Raw genomic sequence first — 20,600 nt, forward strand, 5'->3', positions numbered from 1 at the left:
GGCGAGCAGGGTGCGCACCTCGTCGTACGCCACGAGTGCCTGCGCGGTGCGCCCGGCGTCCCGCAGCGCCCTGATGCGGAGTACCTGCAGGGGCTCGTCCAGCGGGTGGTCGGCACAGAGCCCGGCCAGTTCGGGCAGGGCGTCGTCGGTGCGGCCCTGCGCGAGGACCGCCTCGATCCGGGTCCTGCGGGCGTCCAGGCGGCCGCCCTCCCAGCGGGCGGCTGCCACGGCGCGGTCCGGCAGGTCGGCGAGTGCCGGCCCGCGCCACAGGGCGAGCGCGTCATCGAGGACCGTGGCGGCCTTCGCCGCGTCGCCCTCCTCCAGCGCTCTGGCGCCCTCCGCCGCGAGCCGCTCGAAGCGGTGCAGGTCCACGGCGTCCGGATCGGCGACGAGGCGGTAACCGTTCTCCGCGGACTCGACCGCTTCCCGGCCCAGCGCGCGCCTGAGGCGGCTCACAAGTGCCTGCAGGGCGCCCGGGGCGTCGGCCGGCGGGTCGCCGTCCCACACCTCGTCGACGAGCACCCCGGCCGGGACCGTACGTCCGGGGCGCAGCGCGAGCACGGTGAGCAGGGCGCGCAGCCGCGCCCCGCCGAGGGCGACGGCCGTGCCGTCGGCACGGAGGGCGCGGGTGGTACCGAGGATGCCGTAGTGCACGGGCCCATTGTCCGTGACGGCACCCTCCTCCGCGGAACTACCACCCGTGGGTGAGACGTTCTCGCCGTGTCACCCGTACGCTCGGGGGCCCCAGCCAGCCGTCCAGCCCCCAGGAGTGCCGCCGATGACCACCGCCTTCCGCCGCCCCAGCGACCGGCGGGTCAGTCCGATCTTCCTCGGGATCGTCGCCGTCATGGCCGTCTCGGGCTGGGCGGTGTGGACGGACTTCGCCGAGCAGACCGGCTTCGCGGTCTTCCTCTTCGTCACCGCGGCCTGGATCGTCTCGCTCTGTCTCCACGAGTACGCGCACGCGCGCACCGCGCTGCACGGCGGCGACATCTCGATCGGGGCGAAGGGCTATCTGACGCTCAATCCGCTCAAGTACACCCATGCCCTGCTGAGCATCGTGCTCCCCGTGCTGTTCGTGATCATGGGTGGCATCGGCCTGCCGGGCGGGGCGGTCTACATCGAGCGGGGCCGTATCAGCGGACGCTGGAAGCACAGCCTGATCTCGGCGGCGGGGCCCCTGACGAACGTGCTGTTCGCCGTCGTCTGCACGGCGCCGTTCTGGCTGGGCGCGCTGGACGGCGTCCCGCCGGTCTTCCGGTTCGCGCTGGCGCTCCTGGCGCTGCTCCAGGTGACGGCGGCGATCCTGAACTTCCTGCCGGTGCCGGGCCTCGACGGCTACGGCGTGATCGAGCCGTGGCTCTCGTACAAGGTCCGGCGCAAGATGGAGCCGTATCAGCCCTTCGGGCTGATCGCGGTCTTCGCGCTCCTGTGGATCCCCGAGGTCAACGGGGTCTTCTTCGACGCGGTGGACGCGCTGCTGCGGGGCCTGGGCGTCAGCGAGGTCGAGACGTACTGCGGGCTCGACACCTACCGCTTCTGGCAGGAGTGGTTCGGCGACCAGGCCCCGGGCTGCGCGATGATCCGCTGACGCGGGGCACCGCTAGCGGGCGGCGGCCTCGGCGTGGGACTCCGCGCGGTGCCTGCGCACGTAGAACCACGCCATGTTCGAGGAGAGACCGGCCAGCAGCACCCAGACGATTCCGAGGAGGCTGCCCTCGACGAAGGACACCACGGCTGCGGTGACGGCGAGGACGCAGACAATGCTGGCGTAGAGAGCGAGGCGGGGCATGAGGGCTGGTGCTCCTGTCCGGGGATGGTGCGCGGTCCCGTCCAGTGTCCCTCATGCCCGATTCGGCTCCGGGCACGGGCTCACACGTCGGTGGTGCGCAGCCCCGCGTGTGCCTTGTAGCGGCGGTTGACGGAGATCAGGTTCGCCACGAGCGACTCGACCTGGTGCGCGTTGCGCAGCCGGCCGGCGAAGACACCGCGCATGCCGGGGATGCGGCTCGCGAGGGCCTGCACGGTGTCCGTGTCGGCACGTGCCTCGCCCAGCACCATCACGTCGGTGTCGATCTCCTCGATCGCCTCGTCCTGGAGGAGGACCGCCGAGAGGTGGTGGAAGGCTGCGGTCACCCGCGACTCGGGCAGCAGGGCGGCGGCCTGCTCGGCTGCGCTGCCCTCCTCGGGCTTCAGGGCGTAGGCGCCCTTCTTGTCGAAGCCGAGCGGGTTGACGCAGTCGACGACGAGCTTCCCGGCGAGCTCCTCGCGCAGGGATTCCAGCGTCTTGGCGTGGCCGTCCCAGGGCACGGCGACGATCACGATGTCGCTGCGGCGCGCGCACTCCGCGTTGTCCGCGCCCTTGACTCCGTGGCCCAGCTCGGCGGCGGCGGCCTCCGCCCGGTCGGCGGCGCGGGAGCCGATGACGACCTTCTGCCCGGCGCGGGCGAAGCGGTAGGCGAGGCCGCGGCCCTGGGGGCCTGTTCCGCCGAGCACGCCCACGGTCAGGCCGGACACGTCGGGGAGGTCCCAGGGGTCCTTGGCGGGGGGCTTGGGGGCGCTTCCACTGTCATTCGTAGTCATGGCGCCGACCCTACTGCGAGGCGGGGAGGGGCACCCCGCGCCGACGTCGCTCTGCGACATCCGTCACGGCGACGAGGACGATCGCGACGAGCACCGCCACCGGCCCCGCAAGGATCCTGACGGGGTGCCAGCCGTCGTCGAGGACCCCGGACGACTGGAACGCGGCTGATGTCACGGCGCTCGCCCAGAGGACCAGGCCCGCGGCACCGCGCACCCGCACCATGCGCGGCGTGGCCCGGCGGCGCACCCGTGCGGGGGCCCAGCCACGCAGGAGGGCGAACGACAACGGGAGGACCAGGAGCGTCCAGCCGAGCATCCGGGCCCGGGCGAAGACGTCCGCTGTGGTCATGGCGTCATCGTGACAGGTCCGGCAGCGGACGGCAGCGCCGCGTCCCGGCAGTTCCCGTTCGGGTGGACTGCCGCGATCGGGCAGCGCAGGGTGAGGACCTGCGGGCATGATGCCGGGCCATGGATGCCGTACGTGTCGCCCTGCTGCGTGAAGTGCTCGCCGGGACGGAGTGGCCCTCGGCCGCCCGGGGGTTCGCCCGGACCCTGCGGTCCTCGGTCGTCCCGCGGGGCGGAGGGCTGCTGCTGGTGGGGACCGAGGTCTACGAGCCGTGGCACATGGCCGCGCACCTGGTGGACGAGTCCACCTGGTCGGGCCTGCCGCAGCTGCGGCCCACGCTCGTACGCCACCGGGTGGACCCGGACGACCCGGTGCACCTGGCCGCCGGTCTGGGCCGCATCGAGACGGCCGGGCGCGGCGAGACGCTGCTCGTGGTGGCGCCCGAGCGGCCGGGCGGCGGCCTGCTGGAACGTGTGCACGACGCGCGGCGTGCGGGGGCGACGGTATTGACACTGGACGGCGGTGACGCGGAGGTGCGGGGCCTCGCCCATGAGGCGCTGACGGTGGCCGCCGGCGCCGAGGTCGACCTGGACACGGTCCAGCACCTGGTCAGCGCGGCTGCGGGAGAGAACGGCGCCCCGGCACCCCGGGGCCGCCGCACGTTCCGTGACCGGCTCTCCCGGCTGGCCGACCAGCTGACGGCGCCTCCACCGGAGCGCTGGTGAGGGCCCGCCGGGGCGCGAGACCCCGAGAGGCCCCGAGAGGCCCCAGGGCCTCTCGTTCGGATCACGCCCCTCTCGCGTGCCCTGGCACCGCTCCCTGATCCGGCCTGATCCAGACGGAAGACCCTAGTCCGGCGTCTCGTCCGTCGGCTTGTCCGAGCGGTCGTGCCACTTCGGGTCGGTCTCCCATTCGAGGTTCCGCTCACGCGCCGTGTCCATCGCGCGCTGCGCCTCGCCCGGGGTCGCGTAGGGGCCGAAGCGGTCCTTCCCCGGGCACTCGGGGCCCTCCTCGACCTTTTTGTGCTCCAGGCAGTAGTACCACTCGCCCGGTTTGCCCACCGTGCGCTTCTTGAACATGGCCATTGCGGAATCCTTTCCTCGTTGCCATCGTGCCCCGAGCACGCTGGTTAGACTCGCTGACATGTCTGGCCAGTCGCTTCTCGCACCAGGGGAGATCACTCCCGTCCGTTCCGTTCCCGGAAGGATCCGGCGCCCCGAGTACGTGGGGAAGCCCGCTCCCGCTCCGTACACCGGCCCGGAGGTCCAGGACTCCGACACCGTGGAGCGCATGCGGATCGCGGGCCGCATCGCGGCGCAGGCGATGGAGGAGGCCGCCAAGCACATCGTCCCGGGGGTCACCACGGACGAACTGGACCGGATCGCCCACGAGTTCATGGTGGACCACGGGGCCTATCCGTCGACCCTCGGCTACCGGGGCTTCCCGAAGTCGCTCTGCACCTCGCTCAACGAGGTCATCTGCCACGGCATCCCCGACTCGACCGTGCTGCGGGACGGCGACATCGTGAACCTCGACGTCACCGCGTACATCGACGGAGTGCACGGGGACAACAACGCCACCTACCTCTGCGGCGACGTCGACGAGGAGTCGCGGCTGCTCGTCGAGCGCACCCGGGAGTCGCTGAACCGCGCCATCAAGGCGGTGCGGCCCGGACGGCAGATCAATGTGATCGGGCGCGTCATCGAGTCGTACGCGAAGCGGTTCGGCTACGGGGTGGTGCGGGACTTCACCGGGCACGGGATCAACTCCTCGTTCCACTCCGGCCTGATCATCCCGCACTACGACAGCCCGCACGCGACGACCGTGATGCAGCCCGGGATGACGTTCACGATCGAGCCGATGCTGACGCTCGGGACCCACGACTACGACATGTGGGACGACGGCTGGACCGTGGTGACGAAGGACCGGAAGCGCACCGCGCAGTTCGAGCACACCCTGGTGGTGACCGAGACCGGGGCGGACATCCTGACCCTCCCGTAGGCCCGGGGGACGGATGGGCGGCGCGGACAGGCCGGCGGCCACCGGATTTACCGACAGCCGGTCGGGAACTTGTTGACTTAGGCAAACCTAAGCAGGAGGATCGGCACATCGGTGCGCGGCGGCGTGTCCAGTCGCCGCCGGTATGTACGTTTCCGCCCGGACTTCCCGTCCCCTCGGTCCCCGGAGGCCCGCCTTGGACTCGACCGCCACCACCACGCCCTTCTCGACGCTCATCCGCACCGCTTCGCACGAGCAGCACACGGAGGCCGAGTCCTCGACCTTCATGGGCGACATGCTCGGCGGACGGCTCGGGGTGGACGCGTACACGCGCTACACCGAGCAGCTGTGGTTCGTCTACCGGGCACTGGAGGACGGTGCGCAGTCCCTGCGTGAGGACCCGGTCGCCGGGCCCTTCATCCAGCCGGAGCTGATGCGCGCCGCCGAGCTGGAGCGCGACCTCACCCACCTGCGCGGCGAGGGGTGGCGCGAGGGCCTGGAGCCGCTGCCCGCGACCGCCGCGTACGCCGCACGGGTCGCCGAGTGCGCGCGGGAGTGGCCCGCCGGATACATAGCGCACCACTACACCCGATACCTCGGGGACCTCTCGGGCGGCCAGATCATCCGCGGTACCGCGGAGAAGACGTGGGGCTTCGAGCGCAAGGGCGACGGGGTCCGGTTCTACGTGTTCGAGCAGATCCCCAACCCCGCCGCCTTCAAGCGGGACTACCGCGAGCTGCTGGACGCGGTGAACGCCGACGACCTGGAGAAGCAGCGCATCATCGACGAGTGCAAGCGTGCCTTCGCGCTGAACACCGCCGTCTTCCGCGAGCTGGGCGAGGTCTTCCCGCTCAGCGCGTGACGCCTCTCGCCGCCGGGCGCGCGGTCAGGACGCGACCTCCAGCAGGACGCGTCCCGCGACTTCCACCATGCCGTCCGGTGCGGGCGCGGTGAGGATCTGGGAGCCGCGGCCCTGCGTGACGTTGAGCGCCCGGCCGAGTTCGGCACTCAGCAGCATGGCCGCGGCGCCGGTCGCCTCGTCCTCGCCGATGCATCCGGCGCAAGCACCGGCTCCACCGGAGCGGCTGTCGCCGCGCTCATCATGACGCCGGGGGAAGGACCTCGCCCGCACCCGGCCGGCCGCCTCGTCCTCCCAGGCCCAGACGTAGAGCGGGCCCTCGCCGGGCGGCGGTCCGGTCAGCGCCTCGACCTCCGCGACCGAGGCGTACCGCTCCAGCGTCCTGGCCGGCGCCCATTCGGGCCGGGCCGTGATCCAGGTGAACTCACCGTCCTGGCGCGCCTCCACGTCCCCGACGGGCAGCTCCAGGATCTCCAGGTCGAGCAGCCAGGCCGCCCCGACGACCGGGTGCCCGGCGAACGGCAGCCGGAGTTCCGGCGTGCGGATGTCGACGATGCCGCGCTCGGGGTCGTCCACGAACACGGTCTCGCTGAAGCCGAGCTTCCTGGCCAGCGCCTGCCGGGAGTCGTCGTCGGGGTATCCGCGCCCGTCCCGTACGACGCCGAGCGGGTTGCCGTACCGGCCGTCCGGGCCGCAGAACACGCGCAGTACGTCCATGCCGTCGGGTACGTCGAAGTCGTTCACGCACGCATTCAAGCACCGTCCGGGCTCGGGTACGCCGCCACGGGGCCGCGGGCCCCGCGCCGGAGGCGGCCGCGGAGCGGGATGACGCCCGTAGGGACGAAAAGGCTTACTTGACCCGCCATTGACCTTTCTGTGGGTTCCCCATGAGCCTCCTGTGACCGGGGCGTTTCCGGCGCCCCGGAGTGAGACCCGAATCACGCGCAGTAGGGGTTCCGGTGAGGTTAGGCACGGTTAAGTTAGGCGCGCCTCACCTGCTATTCGTCCGCACCACCCCCGCTCTTTCACCCTCGTGGAGCCCCGCATGCGAGCCGTTCGTCCCTCCGTCGTCACCGCTGTCGCCGTGGTGGCCGCACTGACCGCCGTCACGGGCTGCGCCGAGAAGAGCGACGGCAAGGGCGACGGCGCCGTACAGGTCGTCGCCAAGGACGACTCCTGTGAGGTGTCGTCCAAGAAGATCCCGGCCGGGCACGTCGAACTCGCCGTGGAGAACAAGGGCTCCAAGGTGACCGAGGTCTACGTCCTCTTCCCGGACGACCGGATCGTCACCGAGCGCGAGAACATCGGCCCGGGCACCAAGGCGAGGATCACGGCCGAGATCAAGGCCGGGACGTACGAGATCGCCTGCAAGCCCGGCATGAAGGGCAAGGGCATCCGCCAGACCGTCGAGGTCACCGGGGGGAAGGCCGCCGCGCGCAGCCCGGAGATGGACAAGGCCGTCGCCGGCTACCGCGACTACGTGCAGGCGCAGGCCGACGAGACGCTGCCCAAGGTGAAGGTCTTCACGGACGCCGTGGCCGCGGGCGACATCGAGGCGGCGAAGAAGGCGTACGCGGACTCCCGGATCGGCTGGGAGCGCACCGAGCCGGTCGCCGAGTCCTTCGGTGACATCGACCCGAAGGTCGACGTCCGCGAGGACGGCCTGGAGGACGGCCAGAAGTGGACCGGCTGGCACCGCCTGGAGAAGGCGCTGTGGCAGGACGAGAAGCTGGGCGCCGAGGAGAAGGCACTCGCTCCCGTCCTCTACAAGGACCTGCTGGACTGGCAGAAGCGGGTCGGCCGGGCCGACATCACCCCGACCTCCATGGCCAACGGCGCCAAGGAGCTCCTCGACGAGGTCGCCACCGGCAAGGTCACCGGTGAGGAGGAGCGCTACAGCCACACCGACCTCGTCGACTTCAAGGCGAACGTCGAGGGCGCGGAGCGGTCCTACACGCTCCTCGAGCCCATCGCGTCGAAGAACGACGCCGCGCTGACCGCCACCCTGGACAAGCAGTTCGCGGCGCTGAACACCCTGCTGGACAAGTACCGCACGGACAAGTCCTCCTACGACTTCACCTCGTACGACAAGGTCGGCAAGGCGGACCGCAAGGAGCTCTCCGACGCGGTCAACGCACTCGCGGAGCCGCTGTCCAAGCTGGCCGCCGCGGTCACGAAGTAGCGGGGGCGGGACGATGACCGGGGACACTGCGGACACCGGGGACAAGGGCACGGGCGGCGCGCCCGCACCGTCGCGTCGCGCACTGCTCGGCTGGGGCGGTGCCGGGCTGGCGCTCGGCGCCGCGGCGGCCGGCGGCGCGGTCGCCGCGGTGCGCTCGGGCGAAGGCACGGAGCCGGCCGTGGACAGCGGCGCGGCGGTGCCCTTCCACGGGGCGCACCAGGCGGGTATCGCCACCGCCGTCCAGGACAGGCTGCACTTCGCCGCGTTCGACGTGACGACCGGGGACCGGGCCGAACTGGCCGCCCTCCTGAAGGAGTGGACGCGGGCCGCCGAGCGGATGACGGCCGGACGGGCCGTCGGCGAGGGTGCGTACGGAGGGGCGGCCGAAGCCCCGCCGGACGACACGGGTGAGGCGCTGGGCCTGCGGCCGTCGCGGCTCACGCTCACGATCGGCTTCGGCCCGTCCCTGTTCGCCCGGGACCGCTTCGGCCTGGAGGACCGGCGCCCCGAAGCGCTGGTGGATCTGCCGAAGTTCCCCGGCGACAACCTGGACTCCGCACGCAGCGGCGGGGACCTGTGCGTCCAGGCCTGCGCGGACGACCCGCAGGTGGCCGTGCACGCCATCCGCAACCTCGCCAGGATCGGGATGGGCCGCACCGCCATCCGCTGGTCGCAGCTCGGGTTCGGCAAGACGTCCTCGACGACGCCGGGCTCGCAGACCCCGCGCAACATGATGGGGTTCAAGGACGGCACCCGGAACATCTCGGGCACGGACGACGCGGCCCTGAGGAAGCACGTGTGGGCGGGCGCGAAGGACGGCGCCGGGTGGATGGCCGGCGGTTCGTATCTGGTGGCCCGGCGCATCCGGATGCACATCGAGACGTGGGACCGGGCTCCGCTGCAGGAGCAGGAGGACATCTTCGGCCGGGACAAGGGCGAGGGTGCCCCGGTCGGCAAGGCCAAGGAGCGCGACGAACCGTTCCTGAAGGCGATGCTGCCGACCGCGCACGTGCGCCTGGCGCACCCGGACACCAACGACGGGGCGACGATCCTGCGCCGCGGCTACTCCTTCACCGACGGTACTGACGGTCTGGGCAGGCTCGACGCGGGGCTGTTCTTCCTGGCCTACCAGCGCGACGTCCGGACGGGCTTCATCCCGGTGCAGCGCAGCCTCGCCGCCTCGGACGCGCTCAACGAATACATCCAGCACGTGGGTTCGGCGGTCTTCGCCGTTCCGCCCGGCGTCCGCGACACGGACGACTGGTGGGGCCGGGCGCTGTTCTCGTGACCCGGGCGCTTTTCTCATGACCCTCACCGTGGAAGGACCGGCATGTTCGGCAACTACCTGATCGGCCTGCGCGAGGGGCTCGAGGCCGGCCTCGTCGTCTGCATCCTCGTCGCCTACCTGGTCAAGACCGGCCGCCGTGACGCGCTGCGCCCGGTGTGGACCGGCATCGCCATAGCCTGCGCCATCTCGCTGGCGTTCGGCGCCGCGCTCGAATTCGGTTCGCAGGAGCTGACGTTCGAGGCGCAGGAGATGCTCGGCGGTTCGCTGTCGGTCATCGCCGTCGGGCTCGTGACCTGGATGGTGTTCTGGATGCGCCGTACCGCGCGGCACCTGAGGACGGAGCTGCACGGCAGGCTCGACACGGCGCTCGCGATGGGCACCGGCGCCCTGGTGGCCACCGCGTTCCTGGCGGTCGGCCGTGAGGGCCTGGAGACCGCGCTGTTCGTGTGGGCGTCGGTGCGGGCGAGCGGTGAGGGTTCCTCGTCACCGCTGGTCGGGGTGCTCCTGGGCATCGCGACCGCGATCGTGCTGAGCTGGCTGTTCTACCGGGGCGCGCTGCGGATCAACCTGTCGAAGTTCTTCACGTGGACGGGCGGCATGCTCGTGGTGGTGGCGGCGGGGGTGCTGGCCTACGGCGTGCACGACCTGCAGGAGGCCCGTTTCCTCGGCGGCCTGGAGAACAAGGCGTTCGACGTCACGACCACGATTCCGCCGGACAGCTGGTACGGCACCCTGCTCAAGGGGGTCTTCAACTTCCAGGCGGATCCGACCGTTCTCCAGGTCACGGTGTGGGCGCTCTACCTCATCCCCACGCTCGCGCTGTTCCTCGCCCCGGTAGGGTTCAGGCGGTCAGTGCGGACGACGGATCAGAAGGCGCAGAAGGCAACGGATGAGAAGGCTGGGTCGACTGGCGGCGGGGCTCGCGACGGCGACGGTACTGGTCGTCACGGCGAGCGGCTGCGTGACGGTACACGGTGAGCTGGAAGTAGTACCGGGAGCGACGGAGTCCGAGGCCGCGAAGGCCCTGGAGGACTTCACGGTCGCGTACAACAAGGCGGACAAGGCGTACGATCCGGCGCTCGACGAGGACGTGGTGACGGGTTCGCTCGGTGCGATCAACCAGGCGGGCCTGGCGGCGCGGCAGAAGAACAGCCCCGAGGGCAACGCGCAGCACAAGCCGCTGGAGCTGACCGACGCCTCGTACACCATTCCCAAGAAGGCGGGCTGGCCGCGCTGGTTCGTCGCGGACACCGACTCCAACCGCGACCAGGACGGCGGGAAGCTGGACACCCGCTGGCTGCTGGCGTTCGTCCGCACCGGGCCGGACGCGCCCTGGAAGGCCTCCTATCTGGCGGTGGCCTCCCCGTCCGAGATCCCGAAGTTCCGCAAGGACGCCGACGGCTGGGCGGAGCCGGTGCCCTCCGCGGACACGGACGCCGCGCTGGCCACCCCGCCCTCGGACCTGAGCGCCACGTACACCGACTACCTCGGTGAGGGCGCACCGGACGTGTTCGCCGCCGGGTCGATGACCTCGGGCTGGCGGGAGGCGCGGAAGAACACCCGCAGGGCGGGCTTCTCCTACCAGTACGTCGACCAGGCGCTGGATTCCGGGACGTTCGCGCCGTTGGGTCTGACGACCGAGGACGGCGGGGCGCTGGTCTTCTTCAGCAGCAAGCACTTCGAGCGGCAGACGGCGGCCGAGGGGCTGCGGCCGACGGTCACTGCGGACGTGCAGGCGCTGCTGACCGGCGAGGTGAAGAGCACCCTCACCAAGGAGCGGGTCTCCAGCCAGCTGGTCTACGTGCCCAGGAAGGGCGCGGGAGGCTCAGGGGCGACGGACGGCCGGGTGCGCGTGCTGAACCGGCTGCCCGGTCTGGTCGCGGCGCAGGGGTCCTGACCGCTACGGGCGACAGGGCCCTGCGCGGGCCCCTGTCGCCCGGTGGGGCCGCCCGGCCGCTGTGCCGCCGGCCGGCAGCGGGCGCTCTCAGCGGCTGAGCGGCCAGGCCACCGCGTCATGGTCGAGGTCGCTCTCGTCGGCCGTGTCCGCGTACTTCGCGCAGGCGTCGGTGAGCGTCTCCAGGAGGGTCAGCGGATCGGGCAGCGGGTGCTCCGGTCCGCGGATCCAGTGCACGTCCAGCTCGCCGGGGAGCCGGGCGGGCGGCAGGAGGACGTAGCTGCCGCGGCAGTGCCAGCGGAGTCCCGGATGCTCGTCCATGGTCTCGGGGTGGCAGTCGAGCTCGCACGGCCACCACTCGTCCTCGTCGTCGGGGGTGCCGCGGGTGGCGGTGAAGAAGAGCATCCGATCGGTTCCGGACTGGGCCACGGGGCCGACGTCGATGCCCGCCGCGGTGAGCCGTTCCAGGGCTGACGCCCCGGCGGTGAGGGGGACGTCGAGGACGTCGTGGACCAGGCCCGTCGCGGTGATGAAGTTGGCCAGCGGCTGACCGGCCGCCCAGCGCTCGATCTGCGCGCGGTCCGTCGTGGACTGCGTCTGCCATGCGAACGAGACGGGGTGCCGCGCGGGGGTCGGACAGCCGATGCGCTCGCACGAACATCGGTAGCCGGACGGGTGCGCCGCAGGTGAGATGGGCATTCCTGCCTCGGCGACGGCCAGGAGCAGCGCCAGTCGCGCCGCGTCGTCGGCCTCCGGCTGCGGTTTCGGCCGCCTGCGCAGCCACTGGGAAATCCTGCCCTCTGTGCCGCGATAGCGGCCGGAATCGGCGCCCATCTATCCCCTCACCTCAGCGGTTACCCCTCCATCGTCGCACCATCCTGCTCCCCGGGTGGCCAGAGTGCCCGAGCGGGGTGCCCGGTCCGTCGCGCAGAGATCGGCGGAGCAGTACGGATTGTCACGAAATGCGCGACGGGCTCATGGCCGGACCGAGAGCCCCCGCAGGGCGTGGTCGACGACGGAGTCCGCGTAATCGTGGGTCAGTGGAAGCGTTCTCAGCAGCCAGCGGTGGGTGAGTGGGGCGATCAGGAGCTCCAGCGCGGTGCGCGGATCGACGTCCGCGCGCACCTCTCCGGCCTCCTGGGCCGAGCGCAGGCGTGTGACATACAACTGGAGCTGGGGTTCGAGAAGATTCTCGACGAATCGGGCCCCGAGCGCCGGATCGATGACCGCCTCGGCGGTCAGGGCACGGGTGGGTGCCTCGATCGCCGGGTCGTTCAGCTCGTCGACCGTGGCCCGCAGGACCAGCTTGAGGTCGGCGGCCAGGTCGCCGGTGTCGGGGATCCCGTGCTCGCCGCCTCCTCCCGTCGTGTCCGCGACCGCCGCCTGCCGGGCGCCCATGTCGAGGAACGCCTCCATGAGCACGGCCGCCTTCGACGGCCACCAGCGGTAGATGGTCTGCTTGCCGACCCCGGCCCGGGCGGCGATACCCTCGATCGTCGTCCTCGCGTAGCCCACCTCTCCGACGAGTGCGAGCGCGGCGTCGTGGATCGCGCGGCGGGAACGGTCGCTGCGACGGCTGGAGTCGGGCGCCTTGTGAGGAGACATGCGGCCAGCCTAAGGGCTCACGGTCCGATACGTATCGTCTTGTCCGGTCAACCGCCGTCGCGCGTAAACCACCCGAACGGATCACTGCGAACCGGCCCGGTGCTGACGCACCATGTAGACGCGCACACACCCCGTGCGCATCCCACCGATCCGGCGGCAACGGCCGCCGTTCGTGAGGAGCCTGCATTGACCCGTGACGCCACCCCTCGTCGCTACCTGATGTGCGCCCCGGCCCACTTCGAGGTCACGTACTCCATCAATCCGTGGATGGACCCGTCCAAACCCGTGGACCTGCCCCTGGCCAACACCCAGTGGGAGGACCTGCGCGACCGCTACCGGGCCCTCGGTCACACCGTGGAGCTCCTCGTCCCCCGTCCCGACCTGCCCGACATGGTGTTCGCCGCCAACGGGGCCACCGTGATCGACGGCCGGGTGCTCGGTGCCCTGTTCGCCTACCCGGAGCGGTTCGCGGAGGCCGGGGCCCACCGGGAGTGGTTCCGCGCCAACGGCTTCACCGAGATCCACGAGCCGGCCCATGTCAACGAGGGCGAGGGCGACTTCGCCGTGACCGCGTCGTATCTGCTGGCGGGACGGGGCTTCCGGTCCAGTCCGCTCTCCCACGACGAGGCCCAGGAGTTCTTCGGGCGGCCGGTGATCGGCCTCGATCTGGTGGACCCGCGCTACTACCACCTGGACACGGCGCTCTGCGTCCTCGACGACGCGGCCGACGAGATCATGTACTACCCCGGGGCCTTCTCGCCGGGCAGCAGGTCCGTGCTGGCCCGGCTCTTCCCCGACGCGCTGCTGGCCGAGGAGGCGGACGCCGCCATGCTCGGCCTGAACGCGGTCAGCGACGGGCGCCACGTGCTGCTCCCGCAGGCCGCCGTGGGGCTCCTGGACCCGCTGCGGGACCGGGGCTTCGAGCCGGTCCCGATGGATCTGGGCGAGCTGCTCAAGGGCGGCGGCAGCGTGAAGTGCTGCACCCAGGAGCTGCGGGCCTGACCCGGCCGGGCGGAGAGGGAAAGGGCCTATTCGTCCTCGGGCGGCGGCCAGGCGTCGCCCCACGCGGTGTCCCGGGCGGCACGGTAGAGCGTGCCGTGCCGCTTGGTGACCGTGGCGCGCTTCAGGCCCTCGTCCCGGGTGCAGAGCTCCAGCAGCACCTGGCCCTTGCGGATCTGCGGCTTGCGGATGACCCGGGCGGTGGCCGGGTCGGTGGCGAACCGGGTGGCCACGACATAGCTGAACTTCTCGTCCTCATGGCTGAGCGAGCCGCCCTTGACCTGGCGGTGCAGCGACGAGCGGCTGACCCGCGCCGAGAAGTGGCACCAGTCCGTGCCGCGCTCGATGGGGCACGCCTCGTCGTGCGGGCAGGGTGCCGCGACGCTCAGCCCTGCGGCGATCAGCCGGCCGCGGGCCTCGATGACGCGGTCGTAGCCGTCGGGGGTGCCGGGCTCGACGATGACCACGGCCTGCGCGGCCGACGCCGCTGCGTCCACCACGGCGGCCCGGTCCCCGGCGGTGAGCTCCTTGAGCACGTACGAGACGGTCACCAGGTCCGTGGGCGCAGGAGCCGGTGACGTGCCGATCCTCGCCCGTTCCCAGGTGGCGGCCCGCAGGGCGGGGATACCGGAGGCCTCGGCCAGTTCACGGCCGAGCGCGAGTGCCGGTTGTGACCAGTCGAGGACCGTGGTGCGCGGCCCGTCCCAGGCCCCCGCGACCGCCCAGCTCGCCGCGCCCGTACCTCCCCCGATGTCGGTGTGGGTGGCGGGCACCCAGTCGGGCGCGGCCTCGCGGAGTGCGGCGAGGCAGGACCGTACGGCCTCGAACGTCGCGGGCATCCGGTACGCGGCGTACGCGGCGACGTCCGAGCGGTCCCGCAGGATGGGTGCGTCGGTGGGGGTGGTCCCGCGGTAGCTGGCGATCAGCCGGTCGACGGCCTGCGCGGCCTGCGTCGGGGGCAGCCCGTCGAGCAGGGCGGCCAGCGCCGCACGCAGGGCTTCCGCGGTGGAGAGGGAGGGGTTCACCGCCGAATTGTAGGCGCAGCGGCCCCTCCCCCCGCAGTCCGGTGCTCCCACGGTCCGGCGGCCCCCTCACGCCGGCCGCTCACTTCGTGAGCGGCCCCCGCGGCGCGCGGGTGTTCTGCCACGGCCGGCACAGCAGCAGGAAGCACACGACCGCGGACAGTGCGCAGACCACCTGCACCACGGCCATCGGCACGGCGGTCTGCTCACCGGCGATCCCGACCAGGGGCGAGGCGATCGCGCCGACCAGGAACTGGGTCGTCCCCAGCAGCGCGGAGGCGGAGCCCGCCGCGTGCCTGGTGCGCATCAGTGCCTGGGTGTTGGTGTTCGGCATCGCCAGGCCCATCGCGGACATGAGCACGAACAGCCCGACGGCCACCGGCAGCAGGCCGACCTCGCCGAAGACCCCGGAGGTCATCAGCAGCAGGGCGATCGCCGCGGCGCAGATGACGGCGAGGCCGACGCCGAGTGCCTTGTCGAGGCTGACCCTCCCGACGAGCAGCTTGCCGTTGATCTGGCCGACGGCGATCAGTCCGACGGAGTTGATCCCGAAGAGCAGGCTGAAGGTCTGCGGCGAGGCGCCGTAGATCTCCTGGACGACGAACGGCGACGCGCTCACGTAGGCGAAGAGCGCGGCGAAGGCCAGACTGCCCGCGATCATGTAGCCGGTGAACACCCGGTCGGCCAGCAGCCCGCGCATGGTGCGCAGCGCGTCGCCGACACCGCCGGTGTGGCGCTGTGCCACGGGCAGTGTCTCGTGGAGCCACTTCCAGACGACGAGGGTGAGCAGCACGCCGACGAAGGTGAGGACGACGAAGATGCCGCGCCAGTCGGTGAACTGCAGCACCTGGCCGCCGATCACGGGCGCGATGACGGGCGCGACGCCCGAGATCAGCATCAGGGTGGAGAAGAACCGCGCCATCTCGTCGCCGTCGTAGAGGTCACGCACGACGGCCCGTGAGATCACGATGCCCGCGGCTCCGGCCAGCCCCTGCAGGAGGCGGAAGCCGATGAGGAGTTCCGCGGTGGGGGCGACTGCGCAGATCGCGGTGGCGATCACGTAGACGACCATGCCGAGGAGCAGCGGGGTACGCCGGCCCCAGCGGTCGCTCATCGGGCCGACGACGAGCTGGCCGAGCGCCATTCCGGTGAGGCAGGCCGTCAGGGTGAGCTGGACGGTCGCGGCCGGGGCGTGCAGCGCGCCGGTGACCTCCGGCAGGGCCGGGAGGTACATGTCCATGGAGAGGGGCGGCAGTGCGGTGAGCCCGCCCAGCACCAGGGTGACCAGGAGTCCGACGCGCCGTGCGGTCGTCGTGGAGGTGGCCGGGATGCCCGGCGCGGTGGTGAGGGAGGCGGCGGGGATGCCCGCCGCGGTGTTCGTGGGGACGGGCATCCCGGCCGCACCCACTGCGGTGGGGGTGGCGGTGGCGCTGCTCGTCGGTATGTGTTCGTGCTCTTGCTGGGCCCGGCTCTCGCCGCTGTCCGGCATCCTCTTCTCCGCTTCGTTGAATCCGCATCTATGCTCTCAGGTCAGTCGTAGTGGTCGATACCTTTTTGTGTGGGAGCGGGCGGCATGAGCGGGACTGTGCGTTGGGGTGTACTGGCGACGGGCGGCATAGCCGCGACCTTCACGGGGGATCTGCTGGCGATGAAGGACTCCGGGGCCGAGGTCGTGGCGGTCGCGTCCCGCTCCGAGTCCTCCGCGAAGGTGTTCGCCGAGCGGTTCGGGATCGGGCGGGCGTACGGCAGTTGGGCGGAGCTCGTCGCCGACGACGACGTCGACGTCGTCTACGTCGCGACCCCGCACTCCGCGCACCGGGAGGCGGCCGGGCTCGCTCTGCGGGCCGGCAAGCACGTGCTGTGCGAGAAGGCGTTCACGCTCAACGAGCGTGAGGCGCGGGAGCTGGTGGATCTGGCCCGGGAGCGCGGACTGTTCCTGATGGAGGCCATGTGGACGTACTGCAATCCGCTGATCCGCCGGATGACCGAGCTGGTGCGGGACGGCGCGATCGGCGAGATCCGCACGGTGCAGGCCGACTTCGGCTTCGCAGGCACCTTCGGGGCCGAGCACCGGCTGCGTGATCCCGCGCTGGGCGGCGGCGCGCTGCTGGACCTCGGGGTCTACCCGGTGTCGTTCGCGCAGCTGCTGCTGGGTGAGCCGGACCGGGTGCAGGCGGACGCGCTGCTGTCCCCGGAGGGCGTCGACCTGAACACCGGAATGCTGCTGGGGTGGGACTCCGGTGCCACGGCGCTGCTGAGCTGCTCGATCGTCGGGGACCTGCCGACCGTCGCGTCGGTCACCGGCACGGCGGGGCGGATCGACTTCCCGCAGGGCTTCTTCCACCCGGAGCACTTCGTCCTGCACCGGCCGGGCCGCGAACCCGAGAAGGTCGTCACGGGCCCGGGCCCGCAGGGGCTTTCGGGCATGCAGTACGAGGCGGCCGAGGTGACGCGCGCGCTGCTGGCGGGCGAGAAGGAGTCCCCGCTGGTGCCGCTGGAGGGTTCGCTCGCCGTGATGCGGACGCTCGACGCGGTGCGTGACCGTGTCGGCGTCCGCTATCCGGCGGACGACCTGATCTGACCTCGCGGCGGGCCGGGTTACGCGGGGGTGAGCCCCGGGTTCCCGGCCTCGGTCACGAAGGATGCGGCCGTGCTGACCGGCGCACCGGGCGTGGTCACGGCCGACACGGTACGGAAGTCGGCACGCGCCTGCTCCGTGCCGAGGGTGACGAGCGCGTAGCCGCGGCGGCCGTTGTAGAACTTCATGTGCGGATTGGCCTGGGTCAGGTTGTTCCAGTTGGCCGGCTTCTCGGAGCCGTCCTTGCCGCTGGCGATCGAGGTGGCCACGACCTCCGTGCCGACGGTGCGGGACGCCGGGTCGTCGAAGTCCTTCTTGAGGTCGAAGCCGTAGCCGACGTGCACGTCTCCGGTCAGCACCATGAGGTTCTCGATCCCGGCGGCCTCCGCGCCGTCCATGATCCGCTGCCGGGACGCGGGGTAGCCGTCCCACGAGTCCATGGACAGCTTGTAGGCGCCGGTCGGCACGTCGCGCCGCTGGGCGAAGGTGACCTGCTGCGGTACGACGTTCCACCGGGCGTCCGAGGTCTTCCAGCCGTCGAGCAGCCAGCGCTCCTGGGCGGCGCCCGTCATGGTGCGCGACGGGTCCTCGGACTCCGGTCCCGGGACCTTCCAGCCGTCGCCGTACGCCTGGTTGCTGCGGTACTGGCGGGTGTCGAGGATGTCGAACTGGGCGAGCCGGCCGAAGCGCAGCCGGCGGTAGAGCCGCATGTCGGGGCCGGTGGGGCGCTGCGGGGTGCGCAGCGGCTGGTTCTCCCAGTACGCGCGGTAGGCGGCGGCCCTGCGGAGCAGGAACTCCTCCGGGGGGACGCTGTTCTCCGGGGTGTCGCCCGCGTAGTTGTTCTCGGTCTCGTGGTCGTCCCAGGTGACGACAAAGGGGTGCGCGGCGTGTGCGGCGCGCAGGTCGGGGTCGGACTTGTAGAGGCCGTACCGCATGCGGTAGTCCTCCAGCGTGACCGTCTCCCGGGCGTAGTGGTCCGGCAGGACGCGGTCGGTGTACTTGCGGGCGCCGCCGGTGGCGGTGACGGCGTATTCGTAGAGGTAGTCGCCGAGGTGGAAGACCACGTCGACGTCCTCGTCCGCGAGGTGCCGGTAGGCGGTGAAGTAGCCGTCGTGGTACGCCTGGCAGGAGACGGCGGCCAGGGTCAGCGAGCTGTTGCGGGCTCCGCGGCCGGGTGCGGTGCGGGTGCGGCCGGTGGGGCTGGTCCAGCTGCCGGCGCGGAAGCGGTAGTAGAAGCTCCGGTCGGAGTCGAGGCCGTCCACGTCCACATGGACGCTGTGCCCGAACTCCGGGTGGGCGGTGGCGGACCCGCGCCGGACGATCCTGCGGAAGCGTTCGTCGCGGGCGATCTCCCAGCGGACCTCGACACGCCCGGCGGGCAGTCCGCCGTCCGCCTCGTAGGGGCGGGGCGCGAGTCTCGTCCACAGCAGCACGGAGTCCGGCAGCGGGTCTCCGGACGCCACCCCCAGGGTGAAGGGGTCCTCGGTGATCTTCCGGGCGTCGAGCTCGGCGGCGGCCGCGGTGCCCGCGCCGGGCAGGTTGACGGCGAAGGCGAGCGCGGCGGCGGCTCCGGTGACGGTGAGGAAACGGCGGCGGCCCACGCCGGAGCCGAAGCTCTGTGCGGCACTGCGCAGCACGGCGGAATGGCGTCCCTGTCCGGGCGTCCTGCTGATCTGTGCGGGTGTCATATGCCCCTCCCCTGCCGGATGCTGTCAGAGGCATTGGAGTGCGGGACGACGACTTCCCGTTGGCACGTACACAACATCCGTATGGCGGTGCGATGAGCACCGCGTGCCGGCCGCCGCGAAACCTCCCGTACGCTGCCGGGCCATGAACGCTGAGCAGAGAACCGCCGTCGTGACAGGTGCGGGATCGGGAATCGGCAGGGCTGTCGCCCTCACCCTCGCGGGTGCCGGCTGGAGGGTGGCCCTGGCCGGACGGCGGGCCGCGGCCCTGGAGGAGACGGCCGCCGCGGCGGGCGCGGGCGCAACGGTGTGCGTACCCACCGACGTGAGTGACCCGGACGGGGTGGCCGCGCTCTTCACCGCCGTACGGAACCGTTTCGGCAGGCTGGACCTGCTCTTCAACAACGCGGGGACGTTCGGGCCGCGTTCGGCGCCGGTCGAGGATCTCGCGTACGAGGACTGGCGGACGGTGGTGGACGTCAATCTGACCGGAACGTTCCTGTGCGCACAGGCGGCCTACCGCCTGATGAAGGAGCAGGACCCGCAGGGCGGCCGGATCATCAACAACGGCTCGGTCTCGGCCCACGCGCCACGTCCGCACTCCATCGCCTACACGGCGACCAAGCACGCGGTGACGGGCCTGACGAAGTCCCTGTCGCTGGACGGGCGGCCGTACCGGATCGCCTGCGGGCAGATCGACATCGGCAACGCGGCGACCGACATGACGGAGCGGATGAGCACGGGCGTCCTCCAGGCGAACGGCGAGGTGGCCGCCGAACCGGTCATGGCGGCGGACGACGTGGCCAGGACCGTCCTGCACATGGCGGAGCTGCCCCTGGAGGCCAATGTGCAGTTCGCGACGGTGCTGGCCACGGCGATGCCGTACGTCGGCCGGGGCTGACCACCCGGCTCCGCACCCGCCCGGAACTCACCTCCGAATGACGGGTTTTGCGGATTTCCGCCACTGAGCCCGGGAGAGCGCGTGCTGACCGTATGCTACTGACCTTCACCAGTTGCACACAGAAGGAACACGCCTCATGCGCATACGCACCGCCGCGCCCCTCGCCCTGGCCGCCGCCACCGCACTGGCCGGCTCGTTCCTCGCCACGGCCCCGGCCTCGGCGGCCTCCCATCAGGGCGGGCTGCACCTCGGCAAGATCCAGTACGACAGCCCCGGCAAGGACACCCGGACGAACACGTCCCTGAACGCCGAGTACGTGGACATCCACAACAACGGCAAGTCCAAGCTGCAGCTGAAGGGCTACAAGCTGAAGGACGACACCGGCTACACCTACACCTTCCCCGGCTACACCGTCGCCGCCGGGAAGACGGTCCGGGTCCACACCGGCAAGGGGAAGAACTCCGGCGCCCACGTGTACTGGAACCGCGGCTCGTACGTATGGAACAACACCGGCGACAAGGCCCGGCTGATCAAGCCGAGCGGCTCCCTCCTGGACTCCTGCTCCTGGGGGAAGGGCAGCGGTGTGAAGGTCTGCCACTGACCACCCGCCCGCCACTGACCATCTGAAGAGGCCGCCGCGGCCGGGGGGTGCCTCTATGT

General features: G+C 71.5%; 23 protein-coding genes. 12 read left to right on the plus strand and 11 right to left on the minus strand.

Translation table 11 applies throughout. From position 1 onward, the window contains the following. Nucleotides 1-654: AfsR/SARP family transcriptional regulator (locus BFF76_RS29795; RefSeq protein ID WP_065849470.1), on the minus strand; the 654-nt coding region annotated here is incomplete at its 3' end. A gap of 124 nt (nucleotides 655-778) precedes the next feature. On the opposite strand from BFF76_RS29795, the gene BFF76_RS29800 reads away from it, so the two are divergent. Then, nucleotides 779-1,591, plus strand: coding sequence for a site-2 protease family protein (locus tag BFF76_RS29800; RefSeq protein WP_065849471.1), 813 nt, complete (start codon nucleotides 779-781; stop codon nucleotides 1,589-1,591). Nucleotides 1,592-1,603: 12 nt separating this feature from the next. Here BFF76_RS29800 and BFF76_RS29805 read toward each other — a convergent pair whose 3' ends face one another. The 3 genes from BFF76_RS29805 to BFF76_RS29815 form a co-directional block, all read right to left on the minus strand. After that, a complete protein-coding gene (locus tag BFF76_RS29805) occupies nucleotides 1,604-1,792 on the minus strand; it encodes a hypothetical protein (protein ID WP_065849472.1) in 189 nt (62 codons plus the stop codon). 80 nt (nucleotides 1,793-1,872) lie between these two features. Further along, the gene (npdG, locus tag BFF76_RS29810; protein ID WP_065849473.1) at nucleotides 1,873-2,583 is read right to left on the minus strand and encodes an NADPH-dependent F420 reductase; all 711 of its coding nucleotides are present in this window, start codon (nucleotides 2,581-2,583) and stop codon (nucleotides 1,873-1,875) included. A gap of 10 nt (nucleotides 2,584-2,593) precedes the next feature. After that, nucleotides 2,594-2,932, minus strand: a complete 339-nt coding sequence (locus tag BFF76_RS29815) for a hypothetical protein (protein ID WP_031097048.1) — start codon at nucleotides 2,930-2,932, stop codon at nucleotides 2,594-2,596. A 119-nt stretch (nucleotides 2,933-3,051) separates the two neighbouring features. Here BFF76_RS29815 and BFF76_RS29820 point away from each other — a divergent pair, with 119 nt between their 5' ends. Then, nucleotides 3,052-3,654: a hypothetical protein gene (locus BFF76_RS29820; RefSeq protein WP_031097043.1), complete on the plus strand. Its 603-nt coding sequence runs from the start codon at nucleotides 3,052-3,054 to the stop codon at nucleotides 3,652-3,654. A gap of 123 nt (nucleotides 3,655-3,777) precedes the next feature. On the opposite strand, the gene BFF76_RS29825 is transcribed toward BFF76_RS29820, so the two are convergent. Continuing rightward, entirely contained in the window at nucleotides 3,778-4,014 is a 237-nt protein-coding gene (locus BFF76_RS29825; RefSeq protein WP_031097042.1) for a hypothetical protein, read from the minus strand. A 58-nt stretch (nucleotides 4,015-4,072) separates the two neighbouring features. On the opposite strand from BFF76_RS29825, the gene map reads away from it, so the two are divergent. Together map and BFF76_RS29835 are read left to right on the plus strand one after the other, a co-directional pair. Beyond that, on the plus strand, nucleotides 4,073-4,930 hold the full coding sequence (gene map, locus BFF76_RS29830) for a type I methionyl aminopeptidase (RefSeq protein ID WP_053928463.1): 858 nt from the start codon (nucleotides 4,073-4,075) through the stop codon (nucleotides 4,928-4,930). Between the two features lie 193 nt (nucleotides 4,931-5,123). Beyond that, nucleotides 5,124-5,789, plus strand: coding sequence for a biliverdin-producing heme oxygenase (locus BFF76_RS29835; RefSeq protein WP_031097040.1), 666 nt, complete (start codon nucleotides 5,124-5,126; stop codon nucleotides 5,787-5,789). 24 nt (nucleotides 5,790-5,813) lie between these two features. Here the strand turns inward: BFF76_RS29835 and BFF76_RS29840 are convergent, their stop codons facing one another. Continuing rightward, nucleotides 5,814-6,530 carry a PhzF family phenazine biosynthesis protein gene (locus BFF76_RS29840; protein ID WP_065849474.1) on the minus strand — a complete coding sequence of 239 codons (717 nt, stop codon included), beginning with the start codon at nucleotides 6,528-6,530 and terminating at the stop codon, nucleotides 5,814-5,816. Between the two features lie 301 nt (nucleotides 6,531-6,831). Here BFF76_RS29840 and efeO point away from each other — a divergent pair, with 301 nt between their 5' ends. Genes efeO through BFF76_RS29860 form a run of 4 tightly spaced genes read left to right on the plus strand, consistent with a single transcriptional unit; the run spans nucleotide 6,832 to nucleotide 11,153 of the window. Further along, nucleotides 6,832-7,968, plus strand: coding sequence for an iron uptake system protein EfeO (gene efeO, locus BFF76_RS29845; RefSeq protein WP_053928465.1), 1,137 nt, complete (start codon nucleotides 6,832-6,834; stop codon nucleotides 7,966-7,968). Between the two features lie 13 nt (nucleotides 7,969-7,981). Then, complete coding sequence (gene efeB, locus BFF76_RS29850; RefSeq protein WP_065849475.1) at nucleotides 7,982-9,256, plus strand: iron uptake transporter deferrochelatase/peroxidase subunit; 1,275 nt, start codon at nucleotides 7,982-7,984, stop codon at nucleotides 9,254-9,256. A 42-nt stretch (nucleotides 9,257-9,298) separates the two neighbouring features. Beyond that, the gene (efeU, locus tag BFF76_RS29855) at nucleotides 9,299-10,234 is read left to right on the plus strand and encodes an iron uptake transporter permease EfeU (protein WP_031097034.1); all 936 of its coding nucleotides are present in this window, start codon (nucleotides 9,299-9,301) and stop codon (nucleotides 10,232-10,234) included. Then, nucleotides 10,146-11,153, plus strand: coding sequence for an SCO2278 family lipoprotein (locus BFF76_RS29860; RefSeq protein ID WP_051834700.1), 1,008 nt, complete (start codon nucleotides 10,146-10,148; stop codon nucleotides 11,151-11,153). Before efeU ends, BFF76_RS29860 begins: the two co-directional genes overlap by 89 nt. Nucleotides 11,154-11,240: 87 nt before the next feature. Here BFF76_RS29860 and BFF76_RS29865 read toward each other — a convergent pair whose 3' ends face one another. After that, the gene (locus BFF76_RS29865) at nucleotides 11,241-11,984 is read right to left on the minus strand and encodes a bifunctional DNA primase/polymerase (RefSeq protein WP_031097031.1); all 744 of its coding nucleotides are present in this window, start codon (nucleotides 11,982-11,984) and stop codon (nucleotides 11,241-11,243) included. Between the two features lie 141 nt (nucleotides 11,985-12,125). Beyond that, nucleotides 12,126-12,755, minus strand: coding sequence for a TetR/AcrR family transcriptional regulator (locus BFF76_RS29870; protein ID WP_031097029.1), 630 nt, complete (start codon nucleotides 12,753-12,755; stop codon nucleotides 12,126-12,128). A 99-nt stretch (nucleotides 12,756-12,854) separates the two neighbouring features. On the opposite strand from BFF76_RS29870, the gene ddaH reads away from it, so the two are divergent. Further along, nucleotides 12,855-13,757, plus strand: coding sequence for a dimethylargininase (ddaH, locus tag BFF76_RS29875; protein WP_338058048.1), 903 nt, complete (start codon nucleotides 12,855-12,857; stop codon nucleotides 13,755-13,757). Between the two features lie 26 nt (nucleotides 13,758-13,783). Here ddaH and BFF76_RS29880 read toward each other — a convergent pair whose 3' ends face one another. Both BFF76_RS29880 and BFF76_RS29885 read right to left on the minus strand, forming a co-directional pair. Beyond that, nucleotides 13,784-14,779: a small ribosomal subunit Rsm22 family protein gene (locus BFF76_RS29880; RefSeq protein ID WP_031097022.1), complete on the minus strand. Its 996-nt coding sequence runs from the start codon at nucleotides 14,777-14,779 to the stop codon at nucleotides 13,784-13,786. Between the two features lie 79 nt (nucleotides 14,780-14,858). Next, nucleotides 14,859-16,265 (minus strand): Bcr/CflA family multidrug efflux MFS transporter, encoded by a 1,407-nt coding sequence (locus tag BFF76_RS29885; protein ID WP_031097020.1) that lies wholly within the window; start codon nucleotides 16,263-16,265, stop codon nucleotides 14,859-14,861. Nucleotides 16,266-16,349: 84 nt separating this feature from the next. Between BFF76_RS29885 and BFF76_RS29890 the strand changes: the two genes are divergently transcribed. Then, the gene (locus BFF76_RS29890) at nucleotides 16,350-17,357 is read left to right on the plus strand and encodes a Gfo/Idh/MocA family protein (RefSeq protein WP_053928468.1); all 1,008 of its coding nucleotides are present in this window, start codon (nucleotides 16,350-16,352) and stop codon (nucleotides 17,355-17,357) included. Nucleotides 17,358-17,374: 17 nt separating this feature from the next. Here the strand turns inward: BFF76_RS29890 and BFF76_RS29895 are convergent, their stop codons facing one another. Continuing rightward, the gene (locus BFF76_RS29895) at nucleotides 17,375-19,042 is read right to left on the minus strand and encodes an alkaline phosphatase D family protein (protein WP_065849476.1); all 1,668 of its coding nucleotides are present in this window, start codon (nucleotides 19,040-19,042) and stop codon (nucleotides 17,375-17,377) included. Nucleotides 19,043-19,184: 142 nt separating this feature from the next. On the opposite strand from BFF76_RS29895, the gene BFF76_RS29900 reads away from it, so the two are divergent. Next, nucleotides 19,185-19,940 (plus strand): SDR family oxidoreductase, encoded by a 756-nt coding sequence (locus BFF76_RS29900; protein ID WP_031097013.1) that lies wholly within the window; start codon nucleotides 19,185-19,187, stop codon nucleotides 19,938-19,940. Nucleotides 19,941-20,076: 136 nt separating this feature from the next. Then, nucleotides 20,077-20,541, plus strand: a complete 465-nt coding sequence (locus BFF76_RS29905) for a lamin tail domain-containing protein (protein WP_031097010.1) — start codon at nucleotides 20,077-20,079, stop codon at nucleotides 20,539-20,541. Nucleotides 20,542-20,600 lie beyond the last annotated feature (59 nt).

Source organism: Streptomyces mutomycini (assembly GCF_001700505.1).
Taxonomy (GTDB): Bacteria; Actinomycetota; Actinomycetes; order Streptomycetales; family Streptomycetaceae; genus Streptomyces; species Streptomyces mutomycini.